The organism is Dyadobacter sp. SRI_021 (assembly GCF_057586235.1).
In genome coordinates this window covers 463,631-481,061 of sequence record NZ_JBYCZM010000003.1, presented here as the reverse complement: position 1 = coordinate 481,061, position 17,431 = coordinate 463,631, and the positions used below count along the sequence as shown (strand labels likewise).

General features: G+C 49.1%; 18 protein-coding genes. 12 read left to right on the top strand and 6 right to left on the bottom strand.

Annotated features, from left to right (window positions below; all coding sequences use genetic code 11):
* Nucleotides 1-37: 37 nt before the first annotated feature.
* Entirely contained in the window at nt 38-667 is a 630-nt protein-coding gene (gene can, locus AC2YIT_RS11320) for a carbonate dehydratase (protein WP_430844729.1), read from the bottom strand.
* 177 nt (nt 668-844) lie between these two features.
* Between can and ileS the strand changes: the two genes are divergently transcribed.
* The 5 genes from ileS to AC2YIT_RS11295 all read left to right on the top strand — a co-directional run bounded on the left by ileS (nt 845) and on the right by AC2YIT_RS11295 (nt 6,344).
* Nucleotides 845-4,276, top strand: a complete 3,432-nt coding sequence (gene ileS / locus AC2YIT_RS11315) for an isoleucine--tRNA ligase (protein WP_487279236.1) — start codon at nt 845-847, stop codon at nt 4,274-4,276.
* Nucleotides 4,276-4,725 carry a DUF6934 family protein gene (locus AC2YIT_RS11310; protein ID WP_430844727.1) on the top strand — a complete coding sequence of 150 codons (450 nt, stop codon included), beginning with the start codon at nt 4,276-4,278 and terminating at the stop codon, nt 4,723-4,725. Before ileS ends, AC2YIT_RS11310 begins: the two co-directional genes overlap by 1 nt.
* A 22-nt stretch (nt 4,726-4,747) precedes the next feature.
* On the top strand, nt 4,748-4,921 hold the full coding sequence (locus AC2YIT_RS11305; RefSeq protein WP_430844726.1) for a hypothetical protein: 174 nt from the start codon (nt 4,748-4,750) through the stop codon (nt 4,919-4,921).
* A gap of 6 nt (nt 4,922-4,927) precedes the next feature.
* Nucleotides 4,928-5,707 carry a 3-hydroxyacyl-CoA dehydrogenase gene (locus AC2YIT_RS11300; RefSeq protein ID WP_487279235.1) on the top strand — a complete coding sequence of 260 codons (780 nt, stop codon included), beginning with the start codon at nt 4,928-4,930 and terminating at the stop codon, nt 5,705-5,707.
* Nucleotides 5,708-6,194: 487 nt separating this feature from the next.
* Nucleotides 6,195-6,344 carry a hypothetical protein gene (locus AC2YIT_RS11295; RefSeq protein ID WP_487279234.1) on the top strand — a complete coding sequence of 50 codons (150 nt, stop codon included), beginning with the start codon at nt 6,195-6,197 and terminating at the stop codon, nt 6,342-6,344.
* 14 nt (nt 6,345-6,358) lie between these two features.
* Here the strand turns inward: AC2YIT_RS11295 and AC2YIT_RS11290 are convergent, their stop codons facing one another.
* Nucleotides 6,359-7,108, bottom strand: a complete 750-nt coding sequence (locus tag AC2YIT_RS11290) for a DeoR/GlpR family DNA-binding transcription regulator (RefSeq protein WP_487279233.1) — start codon at nt 7,106-7,108, stop codon at nt 6,359-6,361.
* A 115-nt stretch (nt 7,109-7,223) separates the two neighbouring features.
* Between AC2YIT_RS11290 and AC2YIT_RS11285 the strand changes: the two genes are divergently transcribed.
* Nucleotides 7,224-7,781: a 5' nucleotidase, NT5C type gene (locus AC2YIT_RS11285; protein ID WP_487279232.1), complete on the top strand. Its 558-nt coding sequence runs from the start codon at nt 7,224-7,226 to the stop codon at nt 7,779-7,781.
* On the opposite strand, the gene AC2YIT_RS11280 is transcribed toward AC2YIT_RS11285, so the two are convergent.
* The 4 genes from AC2YIT_RS11280 to AC2YIT_RS11265 all read right to left on the bottom strand — a co-directional run bounded on the left by AC2YIT_RS11280 (nt 7,765) and on the right by AC2YIT_RS11265 (nt 11,340).
* A complete protein-coding gene (locus AC2YIT_RS11280) occupies nt 7,765-8,094 on the bottom strand; it encodes a type II toxin-antitoxin system PemK/MazF family toxin (RefSeq protein ID WP_487279231.1) in 330 nt (109 codons plus the stop codon). The genes AC2YIT_RS11285 and AC2YIT_RS11280 overlap by 17 nt on opposite strands.
* On the bottom strand, nt 8,079-8,297 hold the full coding sequence (locus AC2YIT_RS11275) for a hypothetical protein (RefSeq protein ID WP_430844714.1): 219 nt from the start codon (nt 8,295-8,297) through the stop codon (nt 8,079-8,081). The genes AC2YIT_RS11280 and AC2YIT_RS11275 overlap by 16 nt, the downstream gene beginning before the upstream one ends.
* Nucleotides 8,298-8,363: 66 nt before the next feature.
* The gene (uvrB, locus tag AC2YIT_RS11270) at nt 8,364-10,382 is read right to left on the bottom strand and encodes an excinuclease ABC subunit UvrB (RefSeq protein ID WP_430845355.1); all 2,019 of its coding nucleotides are present in this window, start codon (nt 10,380-10,382) and stop codon (nt 8,364-8,366) included.
* 103 nt (nt 10,383-10,485) lie between these two features.
* Nucleotides 10,486-11,340 carry a cupin-like domain-containing protein gene (locus AC2YIT_RS11265; RefSeq protein WP_430844712.1) on the bottom strand — a complete coding sequence of 285 codons (855 nt, stop codon included), beginning with the start codon at nt 11,338-11,340 and terminating at the stop codon, nt 10,486-10,488.
* Nucleotides 11,341-11,535: 195 nt separating this feature from the next.
* Here AC2YIT_RS11265 and AC2YIT_RS11260 point away from each other — a divergent pair, with 195 nt between their 5' ends.
* The 6 genes from AC2YIT_RS11260 (at nt 11,536) to AC2YIT_RS11235 (ending at nt 17,430) form a co-directional block, all read left to right on the top strand.
* On the top strand, nt 11,536-12,345 hold the full coding sequence (locus AC2YIT_RS11260; protein ID WP_487279230.1) for a DUF6597 domain-containing transcriptional factor: 810 nt from the start codon (nt 11,536-11,538) through the stop codon (nt 12,343-12,345).
* Nucleotides 12,346-12,413: 68 nt separating this feature from the next.
* Nucleotides 12,414-12,800: a VOC family protein gene (locus AC2YIT_RS11255; protein WP_487279229.1), complete on the top strand. Its 387-nt coding sequence runs from the start codon at nt 12,414-12,416 to the stop codon at nt 12,798-12,800.
* A 52-nt stretch (nt 12,801-12,852) separates the two neighbouring features.
* The gene (locus AC2YIT_RS11250; protein ID WP_309981038.1) at nt 12,853-13,191 is read left to right on the top strand and encodes an avidin-fold protein; all 339 of its coding nucleotides are present in this window, start codon (nt 12,853-12,855) and stop codon (nt 13,189-13,191) included.
* 24 nt (nt 13,192-13,215) lie between these two features.
* Nucleotides 13,216-13,746: a YceI family protein gene (locus AC2YIT_RS11245; RefSeq protein ID WP_430844708.1), complete on the top strand. Its 531-nt coding sequence runs from the start codon at nt 13,216-13,218 to the stop codon at nt 13,744-13,746.
* A gap of 195 nt (nt 13,747-13,941) precedes the next feature.
* Nucleotides 13,942-16,002, top strand: a complete 2,061-nt coding sequence (locus AC2YIT_RS11240) for a TonB-dependent receptor plug domain-containing protein (protein WP_487279228.1) — start codon at nt 13,942-13,944, stop codon at nt 16,000-16,002.
* A 36-nt stretch (nt 16,003-16,038) separates the two neighbouring features.
* Nucleotides 16,039-17,430, top strand: coding sequence for an HmuY family protein (locus tag AC2YIT_RS11235; protein WP_487279227.1), 1,392 nt, complete (start codon nt 16,039-16,041; stop codon nt 17,428-17,430).
* Nucleotide 17,431 lies beyond the last annotated feature (1 nt).

Here is a 17,431-nt window from a genome sequence, read left to right as displayed (position 1 = left end):
TAGTGCGTACTAATCAGGAGATTTGCACAAACCTATACTAAAAATCGTAGCGGTAAATACCTTCCACTTTGGTCGTCGGCGGCATATGTGCGAGGGTTTTAAGCTGTCCATCGTGCAAGCCGAATACCCAACCGTGCAAATGCAGCTCCTGCCCCTGGTGCCATGCGCCTTGCACAATGCTCGTTTGCGCGAGGTTATGCACCTGCTGGATCACATTCAATTCCACCAGACGGTCGAAACGCTTTTTCTCGTCTTCGATCGCATCCAGCTCGGTCGCAAACTTGTCGTACACGTCTTTGATATTATGCAGCCAGCGGTTAATCAGCCCCAGGTCCTTGTGCATCATCGAGGCCTTCACACCCCCGCATTGGTAGTGCCCAACTACGAGAATATGCCGCACTTTCAGCACCTCCACCGCATATTGCAGAACGCTCAGCATATTCATATCGGTATGCACCACGAGGTTGGCTACATTCCGGTGAACGAACATTTCGCCCGGTTGCGAACCCGTCAGGTCTTCGGCAGGCACGCGGCTGTCGGAGCACCCGATCCAGAGGAAGTCCGGCTTCTGATCTTTGGCCAGGTTATCAAAATACGTATCGTCAACTTCGAGCTGCCTGGCTGCCCAGGATTTGTTGGCGGTTAACAGGCGGTTAATAAGTTCCATTTCGTGATTGATGATTGAAGTAACAAAATAATACAATCTCTCTCAGATTCATTCAAAAGCGTACATCCTTTTAGCAGAAAAAAATCCGTAATTTTGCACTCTTAAAATCCGGAGAGGGTTATAAATAGTGCTATTTACATGATCGGCCAGGGCCAATGCCCGACGCTAACAACCCATATGAAATACAACGAATATAAAAATCTGAGTTACCCGCAAATCGGGAACGAAGTACTGAAATTCTGGAAAGACAAGAAGATCTTTGAAGCGTCGGTAGAAACCCGTGAGGGCGCTCCTACTTTCACATTTTTTGAAGGACCGCCATCGGCCAATGGCACGCCGGGTATCCACCACGTGATGGCACGGGCGATCAAGGATATTTTCTGCCGGTATAAAACGCTGCAAGGCTTCCAGGTGAAGCGTAAAGGCGGATGGGACACGCACGGTCTGCCGGTAGAACTACAAGTTGAAAAGGAGCTGGGCATTATCAAGGACGATATCGGAAAGAAAATCTCCGTTGCGGATTATAACGAGAAATGCCGCCAGACGGTCATGAAGTTTACCGACCAGTGGAATGACCTGACTGAGAAAATGGGTTACTGGGTCGACCTCGACGATCCTTATATTACTTACAAAAGCGAGTACATCGAAAGCCTCTGGTATCTGCTCAAAAAGCTGTATGACAAAGGCTTGCTCTATAAAGGCTACACGATCCAACCCTATTCGCCGGCTGCCGGAACAGGTCTGTCGTCGCACGAACTGAACATGCCTGGCACGTACAAAGACGTGAAGGACACCACCATCGTGGCGATGTTCAAAGTGAAAGATGCATCGAAATGGTCGGTCCTGGCCGACTCGGCGAGCGAAGACATCCGCATTCTCGCCTGGACGACTACTCCCTGGACGCTTCCCGCGAACTCGGCATTGACAGTGGGCGGCAACATTGATTATGTATTGGTTAAAACCTTCAATCCCTACACGCACGAGCCCGTTGCGGTTGTGCTTGCGAAGGATCTGGTAGGCAAATATTTCTCCGAAAAAGGTCACGACGGCGATTTCGAGGGCTACGCGGCGAGCGATAAAAAGGTGCTTCCGTGGACTGTTTTGAATGAGTTCAAAGGCAAGGATCTCGAAGGCATCGAATACGAGCAGCTTCTGCCCTACATACAGCCCGAAACTCCCGCATTCCGCGTCATCCTCGGCGATTTCGTGACTACCGAAGACGGTACCGGGGTAGTACACACCTCTCCTACCTTCGGCGCGGACGACTTCCGGGTAGCGCAGGCGAATGGCATCCCGCCCATTATGGTGAAGGACGAAAACGGCAAAGAAGTGCCTATCGTCGACCGCCAGGGCCGTTTCGTGAAAGAGATCACGGATTATGCAGGCCGTTTTGTAAAGCCTGAATATTATTCACAGGCCGAGCAGGACGATCCGGAATTCCGCCCGACCGACGTGCTGATCGCCATCAAACTCAAAGAGGAAGGTAAAGCATTTAAAGTTGAAAAGTACGAGCACCCGTACCCGCATTGCTGGCGTACCGATAAGCCGGTGCTTTATTACCCGCTCGATAGCTGGTTTATCCGCACTACGGCGGTGAAAGACCGTTTGGTGGAACTGAACAAAGGCATCAACTGGAAACCCGAAAGCACCGGTACGGGCCGGTTCGGTAACTGGCTCGAAAACCTGGTCGACTGGAACCTATCGCGCTCGCGCTACTGGGGCACGCCGCTGCCGATCTGGCGGAACGATTATGGTGATGAAGTGTGCATTGGTTCGATCGAAGAATTGAAAGACAAGCTGGAAGAAGCCATTATCTCAGGGCATTTGACCCGCGAGCAGGCGTTGCATAACTCGGATTACCTGCAAAAACTCGAACATGGCGACTACGACCTGCACCGCCCGTATGTAGACGATGTGGTGTTGGTAGGTAAAACCGGCCATATCATGCACCGCGAGCCGGACCTGATCGACGTTTGGTTCGACTCGGGCGCGATGCCGTATGCACAATGGCACTATCCGTTCGAGAATCAGGAAATCTTCAATCAGGCTTATCCCGCCGATTTTATTTCAGAAGGCGTAGACCAAACCCGCGGATGGTTCTTCACATTGCATGCTATTGCGGGCATGTTGTTCGATTCAGTGGCATTCAAAAATGTAGTATCGACTGGTTTGGTACTCGACAAGAATGGCAACAAAATGTCGAAACGCCTCGGTAATGCGGTGGATCCGTTTGCGACGTTGGCACAATACGGTCCCGACGCGACGCGCTGGTATATGATCACCAATGCAGAACCTTGGGATAACCTGAAATTCAACATCGACGGCATCGGCGAAGTGCAGCGCAAATTCTTCGGAACGCTCGTGAACACATACAATTTCTTTGCATTGTATGCGAATTTGGACGGTTACGAATTCCACGAAGCGAATTCGGTGCCCATCGAAAAACGTACCGAGCTGGACCGCTGGATCCTTTCGAAACTGAATACGTTGATCAAAGAAGTAGGCGAGCAATTCGACGATTACAACCCGACCAAAGCGGGTCGTCTCGTACAGGATTTCGTGACGGATCAGCTTTCAAACTGGTACATCCGCCTCAACCGCCGCCGTTTCTGGAACCCGTCGGCAGAGCAGGGAGCGGGCTTAACAGACGACAAAGCAGCTGCTTACGAAACTTTGCACCACTGTTTGGTAACTGTTTCACAGCTCATGTCGCCCATCGCTCCATTCTTTGGTGAATGGTTATACAAAAACCTGACAGACAGCGACCGCGAAGCTTCGATCCGGCACAATGCCCCATTCAAATACGACTCGGTGCATTTGACTTACTGGCCAAAAATCGAAGCGGAAGTAGTGGATACCGACCTGGAAGAGGCTATGGATCTCGCGCAGCGTATCAGCTCGCTCGTACACTCGATCCGGAAAGGGCATAAGCTGAAAGTTCGGCAGCCATTGTCTAAAATCCTCATCCCGGTTTTGAGCGAAAAAACGAAACGCCAGATCGAGCAAGTGGCTTACATTATTCTTTCGGAGGTGAATGTGAAACATATCGAGTTCGTACATGACGATAGCGGCATTTTGAAGAAGAAAATCAAGCCTAACTTCAAAGCCCTTGGCCCGAAATTCGGACCGAAAATGAAGGAGGTAGCCGCCTCAATTTCTGCTATGGACGAAGCTCAGATCCGCGAGATCGAAGCCAGCAGCGCTATCACGCTCTCGGCAGCCAGCGGCCCGATCGAGATCGCATTGACCGACGTGGAAATCATCGCAGAAGACGTTCCAGGATGGCTCGTAGCCAGCGAAGGCGGCCTCACCGTTGCCCTTGACATCACGGTAACTGAGGATCTGCGCCTGGAAGGCATTGCCCGCGATTTCGTGAACCGCGTCCAGAACCTGCGCAAAGACAGCGGTTTCGAAGTAACTGATAAAATCCGTATCACATTACAAAACAACGACGGCCTGCTCGCCAGCGCAGTAACCGCCAACAAAGACTACATCTGCCAGGAAGTACAAGCCCTGGATCTCGACCTCGTAGGCGACCTGAATGGGGAAGCTACGGAGATTGAGATGGATGAGTTTTTGCTGAAGGTGAAGATTGAGGTGATTGGCTGATGGGACAATTCCGGGCTTATCCATATACAGCTAATGAAGCAACCGGTCACTTTAAGTTCCAAAGTGTGGGTAAGCGCGGCATTATTGACAAAGCAATAGAACTAACCCAGATAGCACCAGACATATACAATCTTGCGTTGCTGGATTTCGATCCAGTAACGCAAGATTATGTTGACGACTCAATCACAGACAACGGTGACATGCCGGAGGTTCTCGCAACCGTAATGGCTGTTATCTTAGATCATCTTTCTCAGTTTCCAAGGAGCAGCATTGTTATAACCGGCAATAGTCCTTCCAGAACTCGTCTCTACAAAATAGCCATTAGTAAGATTGGCGATGACATCAAACATCAACTTAAAATACTTGGTTACCAACGCTCAGGATGGCGGATATTTGAACCAAATCAATCCTATGAAAGTTTTTTGATAGCAAGAAATTTAGTAGATTAGTAAAAACAAGCCGGTTGGAGAAATGAAAGTCCTGGAAGAAAAATTAAATATTCCTGCAAATTTATCACCTCGTAAGACAATCGATAGCTCTTTGCCAAATCTATCCGACCACCCGGTAGTAAAAGCAAAAATAGACCGGGCGCGAAAACTCCTCGAAGAAAACCCCATTCCCGAGCATCTGCTAAGGAACAAATAACACCTTATGCAGCTATCCACCTCCACTGCCATCATCACCGGCGGCGCCTCCGGCCTTGGAGAAGCGACTGCGCGGCTATTTGTAAGTCAGGGCGCAAAAGTTGCTGTTCTTGATTTAAATGAAACGGCCGGACAGGCACTTGAAAGCGAATTCCCCGGGCAGATTAAATTTCTTAAAACCGACGTCACCAGCGAAAGCGAGGTTCAAAACACATTAGATGCTGCATTGCAGATCTTCGGCAGCATTCAAATCGTGGTGAATTGCGCGGGCATTGCGCCTGCACGTAAGATTGTTGGTAAGGTCGACGGCATTTACGGCCCGCATTCATTCGAACTTTTTGAGAAGACTATCCGCATTAACCTGATTGGTACATTCAATGTAATGCGCCTGGCTGCTTTTGCCATGGAAAAGAACGAGCCGAATGCAGAAGGCGAGCGCGGTGTCATTATCAACACGGCATCGGTGGCTGCCTATGACGGGCAAATGGGCCAGGTCGCCTATGCGGCCAGTAAAGGCGGCATTGTGAGCATGACGTTACCGGTCGCACGCGATTTGGCAAAATCCGGCATTCGTGTGATGGCTATCGCCCCCGGACTTTTCGAAACGCCATTATTGATGGGGCTGCCAGAAGAAGCCCGAATATCATTGGGCCAACAGATTCCTTTCCCTCCCAGGCTCGGAAAGCCTTCGGAATATGCATTACTAGCCAAATCCATTGTGGAAAACCCGATGCTGAACGGCGAGGTGATCCGCCTGGATGGCGCGATCAGAATGGCCCCCAGATAGTTGAAAACTTGGCGGTTATGAAAGGAAACTACTTCTTTAAATGGCTATTCCTGACGGTATTGTCCGTCAGTGTCCTCCATTTTCGCGAAAGCAATTCCATTGGACATTGCCAGACTGAGCAGCTATTCTCCGCGCATAACATTGTTCAAAAGCGCATCCCAGGTTTCGAGTATTGCCAAAAGCTTTCCAAAGCTCGTGCCGCAGGCTCTGTTTACTTCAAAAACGCACAACACTGCAGGCTCGCCGATCTTTCCAATTCACTAACCGCTTTCAGACATCCCGAGTTTTCGTTTAATCAGGCTCTTGCTGAACTTCACGTTCAAAATCAACATTTCCGGAGCCGTTCACTTTCATCCGACGGCCATTCCATTTCCCATTCTTAACCCGGCCTCTGCATTTCGCAGGTGCCTATGTTTTATGCGCAAAACGCGCATCCGGGCTGTGCTATGCGCACAAGCCTCTACACCTTATTAAAGTCAAATAGGAAATGGGAGTCAAACGCATGATTTTCTTTCTGCGAAAATGGCTTCTGCGGATCGCAATTTCGTTCATGCTCGGTTTTTCGAATGCCGTTAATCAGGATACGAAGAGCATCGACGATACTTCTTTCAAAATGGAAGAAACAACCAAAAAATGAATGGAACTGAGGAATCAGACCAAACTGATTCCCAGCTTTCTGTAAACATCAAACTCCCCTATATCAGGGTCTTTGTCCGTAACAATCACCGATAACCGCTCCGTCGGGCAAACATAGTAGGCTTCCGCGGTACCTAGCTTTTCAGTCGTTGCCAATGCGATCACTTCCTTGGAGGACTCGATCATCGTCCGTTTGACTTCACTTTCTTCAAAGTCAGGTCCGGTTACGCCGAGATCCGCATGGATACTGCAAATACCCAGCAGGCAAACATCCGCCCGGAATTTTTTAAAGAACTGAATAGCATCATTGCCGATTGTCACGAACGAGTCTTTCAGCAAACGCCCCCCGGCGAACAACACTTCAACGTGCTCGTGCTCTTCCAGAATGGAGGCAATAGGAAAGCTGTTCGTAATGACCGTCAATTTCAGGTCTTTGGAAAGCATCTGGGCGATCAGCATCGCCGAGGTACCACCATCGAATATTACCACCTGACCGTCTTTGAGAAACTGCAACGCTTTCTTTGCAATAATTTGCTTCTGGTCATTATCGTATTTGATCCGGTCGCGAAAATGGTGCGGCCCCGGGGAATGCGGCACCGCGCCTCCCCGTACCGATTTAAGTAACCCCTGATCGGCTAACTCCTTGATATCCCTTCTTACCGTATCCTCGGATACATTCAAAAGTGTGCTCAGATGTCCCAGATAGACTTTCTGTTCATGTCCCAGCTGATCCAGTATGATCTGGAAACGTTCTTCTTTTAACATTGGTATCCTGATTATGCCTGCAAATTTAACAAACATTTTAAATTTAATATTGCAAAATATTGCACAATACAATTACATTTGTTGCAAATAATTGCAAACACTAACGGACTACATCATGAGAAAATCGATTGCAGTGGATATGGACAATGTCATCGTGGACATTGAAGCTAACTGGATCAACCACTACGAAGCGGCATTTGGCGTAACGGTCACCAAGGAAGCCATGCATGGTATACCGGAAGATCAGGCATTCCCCGACCCCCTGGCAGCGCGGAGCCTCCTCTACAAACCCGGCTTTTTCCGTTACGCACCGCTGATACCCGGCGCTCAGGAGGCCATTATCAAATTACAGGAAAATTACGACGTCTACATCGTATCGGCAGCCATGGAATTTCCCAATTCGCTCCCCGAGAAGTATGACTGGCTCGCCGAGCATTTCCCGTCCATCACTTGGAGAAACATCATTTTCTGCGGCGATAAAAGTGTCATTAACACCGACTATCTCATCGACGACCACTTCAAAAACCTGGATTTTCACAAAGGCAAGCCTATCTTATTCACCGCAGGGCATAACAGAGGAGTAGAGAGGCATACGCGTGTGAATAGCTGGGAAGAGGTATTGGAGCTGCTCGAAAAATTAGAGGAGCCTCAGCAAATTATTGCACAATCTTGATAATCGTCTGCGTAACATCATTGATTGTCTTCGCCCGAATTAATCCGGCCTTTCTGATCACGATGTTTCTGTCAGCGGTAAAAAGACGTGTTGGTCTGATGAAGCTATTTACCGGCAATGTTCCGTTCAAAAAATCATTTACCAGCAATGGAATAGCAAAAATGTCCTTGGAGCTTTGCGAGGTGATTTGGCATAACAACAGATCATCGCCTGGCAAATCGGCTAGTACAAGGGCTGGCCGCCGTTTCGAGCAGCACAAGTCAGAGAATGGGAACGGTATAACTACAACTTCGCCTTTTACAAATTTTGCCATGCTTCATCCTCCTCGTCAGTCAGCCAGTCCTTTTCAAGGTACTTCTGGCTGGCATAGTGTGTTAATATGTAGTTCTGTTCAACGCTTTCGTCTACGGATTCTTCGACAGTGAACGCAATTATCTCCACCTGCTTTCCCACGAAAGAAGCAGGCACCACCAGTGAAACACGGGTATTTTCCGGCGTAATCATTGTTTTGATCATGAGATAGTTGACAAGCGTTGAATAAATTTAAACAATTATCTGCATTTCACAATCTTAAAGTCTGGCTCACGCCTGCTCCTGCACCCGTGCCTTCAACTGCATCAATTCATCCCGTAGCCTCGCAGCTTCGAGGAAGTCAAGATCCTTCGCAGCAGCTTCCATTTTTCGTTGGGTTTCGGCCATGAGCTTTTGCAGATCGGTTTTACCCATATATTGAACGACCGGGTCAGCGGCAATGCGCACTTCTTCCGGTTCCACGTACACTTTGCGAACTTTAGAATCGGCCACCGATGTCTGTTCCATAATGGCTTCTTTGGATTTGCGGACGGTTTTCGGCGTGATGCCGTTGGCAAGGTTATAATCCATTTGAATGCTGCGGCGGCGGTTGGTTTCGTCGATCGCGAGTTGCATCGAGCCGGTGATAGTATCGGCATACATAATTACCTTCCCACGGTCGTTACGCGCTGCACGGCCGATGGTCTGGATCATCGAGCGGGTATCACGCAGGAAGCCCTCTTTATCAGCGTCCATAATGGCAACGAGCGATACTTCGGGCAAGTCGAGACCTTCACGAAGAAGGTTAACCCCCACCAGTACATCGAAAAGGCCCAAACGAAGCTCGCGAAGAATTTCTACCCGGTCGAGCGCCTTTACTTCCGAGTGAATATAACGGCATTTAATGCCGACGCGGTCCAGGTATTTGCTGAGCTCTTCGGCCATCCGCTTGGTCAAAGTAGTGACCAAAATGCGATCACCCAGCTTAATGCGTTCGGTAATTTCTTCCAGCAGGTCGTCTATCTGGTTCAGACTTGGCCTTACTTCGATTTCAGGGTCCAGCAGGCCGGTAGGACGGATAATCTGCTCAACTACCACACCTTCCGACTTCCGCAACTCATAATCCGCAGGCGTCGCGCTCACAAAAATGGTTTGTGGCGTCATGTCTTCGAATTCCTGGAAGGTTAATGGCCTGTTGTCCAATGCCGATGGCAAACGGAAACCATATTCTACCAACGCCTCCTTACGAGAGCGGTCGCCACCCCACATGGCGCGGATCTGTGGCATCGTAACGTGGCTTTCGTCGACTACCATTAGGAAGTCTTCTGGGAAATAATCGAGCAGACAGAATGGCCGCTGACCGGGCAACCGTCTATCAAAATACCTTGAATAGTTCTCAATACCAGAGCAATAGCCTAGCTCCCGCATCATTTCCATATCAAATTCGGTCCGCTCCTTCACGCGCTCGGCTTCGGCAAGTCTGCCTTCGGCGATAAAGTACTTGATCTGCGTCTGCAGGTCGTCCTGGATCTCTTTAATAGATTGGTTCAACACGTCGCGACCAGTCACAAACAGGTTCGCCGGGAAAATGGCAATGGCTTTTTCAGACGATAGTTTCTTTCCCGTTTCCGGCTCGATACGCTGAATTTCCTCGATTTCATCCCCAAAAAAGATAAAACGGTAAGCGAAGTCCGCATAACCCGGGAATACATCGACCGTGTCACCCTTCACACGGAAAGTACCGCGGTTGAACTCCACTTCCGTCCGGCTGTAAAGGATTTCCACCAGCCTGAACAGAAACTGGTTACGGCTCACAATATCTCCGAGTTTAGCGCTTACAATGCTCTTTTTGTATTCCAATGGGTTACCCGCACCATAAATACACGAAACCGACGCCACCACGATCACATCCCGGCGCCCGCTCATCAGCGACGAAACCGTGTGCAAACGCAGCTTCTCAATCTCCTGATTGATCATCAGGTCTTTTTCAATGTAGGTATTGGTGCTGGAAATAAATGCCTCCGGCTGGTAGTAGTCATAGTAGCTGATAAAATACTCGACGGCATTGTTTGGGAAAAACTGTTTGAACTCGCCGTAAAGCTGCGCGGCCAACGTTTTATTGTGGCTCAATACGAGCGTCGGCTTATTCACGCGTGCCACCACATTGGCTACTGTAAATGTCTTTCCGGAACCGGTCACCCCAAGTAAAGTCTGGGCGGGCTCTCCGTTTTCAATTCCTTGTACTAATTGGTTGATGGCCTCCGGCTGATCGCCCGTCGGCTGGTATTGTGAAGTGAGTTCGAAGTTCATAGCAGGTCGTGAAGCAATATAAAAGGAACGCATTTCAAAGATAGATTAGTTTCTTTGAAATGCGTTCCCGATTGTGGACGCCAAACGCCCAGATCCGATTTTCTTATGCCTGCTTTTGCAAAAGCTCCTGCGCGTTTTCGACCGCTTTCTTCTCTTTCCAATGCTGCCAGTCGAGGCCGAGCAGTTTAGTCATGCTTTTATCTACAAACTGATGCCGAACGAGGTTCATACCGCCGCGGACTGCTGTAAAAATAGAGTTGTTCGCACGCAAAGCCAGACTGAAACCGCCATCGACATAGCGGATATAATGCCACCAAAGCGAAGGAATGAAGATCGTTTCGCCATGGTAAAGGATCGTTTCATAGCCGGTAGCCCCTTTCAGTGCCGGGAATTTTTCGTAATCCGGTTTGAGCGGGTCCACTTTGCTCATGACCGTGAACGGGTGATGGTACAAGCGGCGGCTTTCCTCAGGAGAGAACAAAATAAGTTGTTTGCGGGTCTGGAACTGCGTCAGGAACACGTTCGAGCAGTCCATATCATAATGCAGGTTGGTTATTGAGCCCTCGCCTCCGAAAAATACAAATTTGTAGGACTTCAAAAAGCCATCCATGATCGTCGGGAAACGGATATCGTCCGCCAGTTCAGGAATCTTCTTGAAAATATCGAAAAGAAAAATACGAAGGTCGGTAGGCCCTTTTTCGATGAGGCTCAGGTAATCCCCAAACTTCATAGTCTTGGCGATCTGGAAGTATTTGTCAGCGTCGTGAATGTGGTTGTCCACCAAAGGCACATCCAGGTTACCATGGTTTTCCCGCAGCCATTCAAAAGTCCATTTCTGAACCGCAGGCCAATCTTTTGCCAGATCGGTAAACACCACCGGGCGACTTGGTTTTAAGTAATTTTCGATGAATTCTTCGCGCGTAAGTCCGGTGCGCTTCTCTATTGGCACTAATTTCATAGCAAGAAACTGAGTAGGTAATCGACTATTTAATGGAATACCGTTACATTTTCAACTATAACGGGAGGATAACGGCCAGAGTTTAAAACCCTTCGAAATATCCGGTCAAATGTATTAAACAGATCGCAAAAATATAAATTTCACAAAATATAATAAAAACATACCCTTAATACAGATAGACTAAATAGGTTACGCATGAAATATTTCACAATACTTCCTTCCGCTGACCTTGCCCGGTATGTCCGGTTCTTCTGGGTGCTGGAACATAACCTGACCGACAATGAGCCCTACTTTCATAAAACAATGGCCGACGGCTGCGCGGAAATGGTATTTCATTTCAAAGGCCGCTTCGACGAAATACTGAAAATCGACGAATCGGAGCTTTCCTTTCGCTCGGGCATTCACGGGCAGTCGCAGTCCTTCCGCCGGTTCCGCATCGGCGAAGATTTCGGGATCTTCGGAGTGTATCTCTACCCTTTTGCCATTCCCGCGCTTTTTGGGGTTACCGCTACCGAACTCAGTAATCAAATGCCGGACCTTGCTACATTTCTGGGTCAAATTGGGACCGAATTGGAAGAGCGTGTCATGCTCGCGGCCGACCATACGGAGCGTATTCATATAGTTTCAGAATTTTTAAGGAAACGCATTCGCATTCATGAAGCGCACGAGCCAGCAGTTTTCTCGGTGATCAGCAGCGTGATCCGCTCCAACGGCCTGGCTAAAATCCCGGACCTTGCAGCACAGAGTTTCCTCTCTACCCGGCAATTTGAACGGAAATTTCTGGCATTCTCCGGTTTCACGCCCAAGCTGTTCAGCCGCATTATCCGGTTCCATGCTGCCCTCAATGAATATGGAAACAAGGATAAATCGCTCACGGAAATCGCCTATGAATGCGGGTACTATGACCAGTCGCATTTCATCCATGATTTCAAGGCATTTTCCGGCGATCACCCGAAAACCTATTTTTCCGGCAATGCGGAGGGCATGGGTTACCGCGATGTATGATGTCGTTTTTTTCCAATTCCAGGGCTGATGGCCAGGTTACTTTTGTTTAAACCAAAAGCAAAAAAGACATGAGCACTGTAAAAATCCCGAATGGCCATCAGGCCGTATTCCCCTACCTGATGCTGGACAGCGCTGTGCGCTTCAAGGAATTTACTACCAAAGTATTCAACGGCACCATTTCCGCTACACACTATCAGGAAGATGCCCCCGACATGATCAAACATTCCGAAGTTTCTATCAACGGAAGCGTCATCATGTTCTGCGACGCGCGTCCCGAATGGCCCGCACAGCCGGCAAACTTATTCGTGTATGTAGAAAATGCGGATGACAGTTATCAAAAGGCGCTCGACGCCGGCGGGTCGAGCGTAATGCCTCCCGCCGATCAGGATTACGGCCGGAGCTGCGGCGTGTCGGATCCGTGCGGCAATACCTGGTGGATTACTTCCGTTATTTGATCAAATGCCGTCTTAATACCTATATTTAGCGCATTAAGACGGCATTTTTTCTATGATCAATTATAACAACAAAGTATTCGTACCATTGTCCAATTCCGAGAACGGCGAGGTGGATTTGGGCATGCAATTTGTATATCAACAAACGGGTAATATCGTCACGTCCACGTACACGGGTGGGCGCATTCGCAGCGGGCACCTGATCGCGCTCGTGGACGAGCAGGGGAACCTCGATATGCGCTACCACCAGGTGAACGATCAGGGCGAGATCACGACGGGAATCTGCAAATCGACACCCGAGCAACTTCCGAACGGCAAAATCCGTATGCATGAAAAATGGCAATGGACTTCCGGCGACCGTTCGGAAGGAGAATCGTTGCTGGAAGAACTGTGATATTTCATCCTAACTAAAACAGAAATGCGATTCCAACTTACATTGTGGATTGTCCTTGCCACTTTCGCCGGCCAGGTATCCGCTCAAACTTCCAAAATCGTTTCCGGCTCCACGAAATTCAGTGTCAAATTCATTCTCGGCACTTGCAACGGCACGTTCGACGCTCCGCGCGGCGAGGCCGTTTTTAATGAGAAAAATCCGGAAAATGCTTCATTCGATGTCAGGATCGCGGCTAATACTTTCAAAACCAACAACAACACGCGGGATAAGGATATGAAAAGCGACAAGTATTTCTGGGTCGAGAAATATCCTGATATCCATTTCAAATCGTCCAAAGTCGAGAAGAAAGGCGACAAATACCAGGCTACCGGCACATTAACCATGCGCGACGTTTCCAGGACCGTCACGCTTCCCTTTGACGCCAAAAAGAATAACGACGGCGGTTACTCGCTCACGAGCACTTTCGATATCAACCGTCTAGACTACAAAATCGGCGAAAAAGACTGGAAGCTGAAAGACATCGTCACGGTCAATCTGCAAGCGACAATTAAGTAGCTCGAAACGTTACGCCTGGTTGTGACTGGTCAGGTGGTCAGGCATAATCACGTATAGCCCGGCGCATTCACGTATTTCGCATCACGAAGCCATTTTCATGGCCTATTTTCTCATTCAAAAAATATTTTATTTTAATTGTAATTAGTCTAAATAATATTTTCATTTGCAATTATAATTAGTCCAATTAAATTTTTCGTGAGATATTCTTTTACCATCACCCTGATATTGCTGGTAATGAGTCGCCTGATGGCTCAGGATGGCGGCGGCCCTGCCATGGCCGGTAGGGAACTCTCGGACTCGTTATCGCTTAATGAAGTAGTGATTACCGGCCAATCTGAGCCGCAATCACTTCGGCATTCGGTATACCAGGTGCGTACGATCGACAGCGAACGCATTCGCCTGCGCGGCGCGACTAATTTGCAGACAATTCTCAATACCGAGCTCGGGATACGATTTTCAAATGATTTGACGCTCGGCACCAGCGATATTCAGTTAATGGGCACGTCGGGGCAAGGTGTTAAAATCCTCCTCGATGGCATTCCGATGGTCGACCGCGGCAGCACGCGAGAGAGCCTGGGGCAGATCGATATCAACACTATCGAACGCATCGAGATCGTCGAAGGCCCGATGTCGGTCATCTATGGCACCGATGCGCTGGCAGGGGTGATCAATATCATTACCAAGAAGGGGCATAGCGGCCACACTCTCTCTGTCAATGCACGGATACAGGAAGAAACCGCCGGCAATGAATACAACGCGTTAACCAAAGAAGGCACGCACAATCAAGGCGTGGGCCTTACCTGGCAAAATGAACATTTACAGTTCTCCGGCAATGTAACAAGGAACAATTTCGGCGGCTGGCAGGGAGCCTCCACCGGCCGCAAAAAGGACTGGATGCCCAAGGACCAAATGCTTTATACTGCCAGCACCCGCTTTACCCGCAACCGATGGAATGTCTGGTACCGCTTCAACGGCACCGATGAAACGATCAAAGACCTCGGCAACCGGAACCCGAACACGGGCATTGCCTCCGATCAGGACTACATTACCAAACGCTGGTTTCACCAGGTTCAATCAGAAATCAGGCCGAATGACAAGTTGAACATTACCGCGATTGGCTCCTATACCGATTATTCCCGCAGGACCCTGAGCACAAATGTCGATATCAACGACCACCGTACGCTCTCTTTGGAACCAGGCTCGCAGGATAAGTCGATTTTCAAAACTGCATTTTTCCGCGGGACTGCCTTTTATAAAGCCAGCGACCACCTTTCGGTTTTGGCCGGGGTCGATTTTTCGAGTAATAATGCATCCGGGGCACGCATTTCCGGTACTCCGACCGTTAATGAATATGCATTGTTCGTAGCACCGGAAATCCGCTTCGGACAGTTTTTCAAACTCACGCCTGGTTTGCGGTTTCTAAAAAACTCGGTGTACGATGCCCCTCCGGCGATTCCCTCATTAAACGGCAAACTCACTTTGAGCAAATCGCTGGATTTCCGCTTCGGGTATGCGCGCGGATTCCGCTCACCTGCGTTACGAGAGCTGTATTTCGATTTTCATGACGCTTCACATTCCATTAATGGCAACGTCAACCTGAATGCGGAGTATTCCAACAGCTTCAACGCTTTTCTCGTGTGGCAGGCCGTCAGCCGCGAAGGGCTGCGCATTAGCTCCACGCTCGGCGGTTTCTATAATATATTCCACGACCTGATCGACACCGGCATTGACCCGAACGACCGCACGCAGACTACCTACCTGAACATCCATTTATTTAAAACCACCGGCTTTTCCCTTGAAAACAAGTTGTTCTGGAAAAACCTGCAAGCCACACTAGGCGCCACTTACATTGGCCGCTACAACGAGTTTTCCCAAGCTCCACAAGATTTTGGCTCCCTACCTGAGTTTATGTGGTCAACCGAAGTCAATGCAAACGTGCTTTACACTTTCAAAAAAGCCGGTGCGAGCATTAATCTATTCTACAAATTTTCCGGGAAACGCCCTATTTATGAAAGTGTCGATCAGGTCAATATCCACCTCGCAGAAACCGAGGGCTTTCACATGGCCGATCTGACGGTCAGCAAAACGCTGGGCAAATATGTCAACCTGCTGGGTGGTGTCAAGAACCTTTTCGACGTGACTAACCTGCGGAATACCTCCATGGACACCGGCGCCCACAGCACAGGCGGTCCGGTTCCCATGTCGTTCGGCCGGTCGTATTTCCTCGGCCTCAGTTTTCAATGGACAAAGCTTTAACAATCAAAATACCCTTTCATTATAACTCCAATAACTATGAAAAAAATAGTCCGGTCGCTACTACTGGTTGCATTCCTGGGAACATTCAACGCTTGCAGCGACGACGAGCCACCACTACCGGATAACCTGGTAGCCTTCGAAGCGACCGAAAAAGGTTTTGAAGGGGAAGAAACCGAGATCAAGATTTCGCTTACGAGAGCGGTCGACACTGCCACATCTGTTTCGGTGACATTAACTCCCACACAGCTTACTTACGATACAGAGTTTACCACCACTCCTGCGGCAGCCAACAACACCATCACCTTGTCGGTACCTGCCGGACAGTCGTCTGTTTCATTCAAAGTGAACAAAAAATCGGGTGTGCTCCTGGATGGCGACGAGAGTATCGCATTCAAAATTGCCTCTGTGGGCACACCAGTGCTGGTTGGCACCAATTCCGCACTGAAACTGAGCTTCAAAGCGATCATTTCCGAAGGCACCAGCATTCAGCTGAATGGTATAGCGGGCTCCGAAGCCGGTAGCAGCGCCGCCAATTCGGTGTTCCTAGACCTTAGCGCCAGCGTGCAAACCCCCGTGCTGCGCAGCAGCTGGGATCTTGGGTTTTACAATGGCTCCGATTTCCGCGTGACCATCAACGGCACCAATGGCGCTTCGGCATTAGCTATTAATAAAACAGATATCAATGCCGTTTCCGACAAGGATTTCAAAACGGATTCACTGGCTGTCGGCCAGGGAGTTGGTAAACTTTCGCTCGTAGACGATGCCGCCGGCGACATTACCAAAACGGTAATTGCCGCAGTATCGGCCACCGATGCTGACAACAAAGTGTATATTCTTAACCGCAAAGGCGGATCGATGGACGTTCTTCCGGTGGCAGATCTGTACAAAATACGTATTCTGCGCAAAGGATCGGGTTACACATTGCAATACGCCAAAGTGAACGACACCACTTTCAAAACCATCGACATTACCAAGGATGCTGCCTATAACTTTGAATTTGTTTCCCTCGAAAAAGGGGCGACCGTCGACGTTGAGCCTGCCAAAGAGCGTTGGGACCTGAAATGGGGTTACAGCATGTATTTCACCAATTTCGGTTCCGGGCTCATTCCATACGGTTTCTCCGACCTGGTGTTCACCAATAATCTCGGCGGCGTGGAAGCGGCGGAAGTACTCACCACTACTGCTACTTACGATGCATTTGCTGAAAGCAATCTTACGGGCATCACATTCAGCAAAGCTGCGGATGTAATCGGCTCGAAATGGCGGGTTACGCAAGGCACAATCGGCGTTAAAACCGATCGTTTTTACCTTATCAAAGATCCTGCCGGCAATATTTACAAGCTGAAATTCATCAGTTTCCATGCCAGCGACGGCGGCGAGCGCGGCAAACCTAAATTGGAATACAAACTTGTGAAGAAAGGGGCCTGAT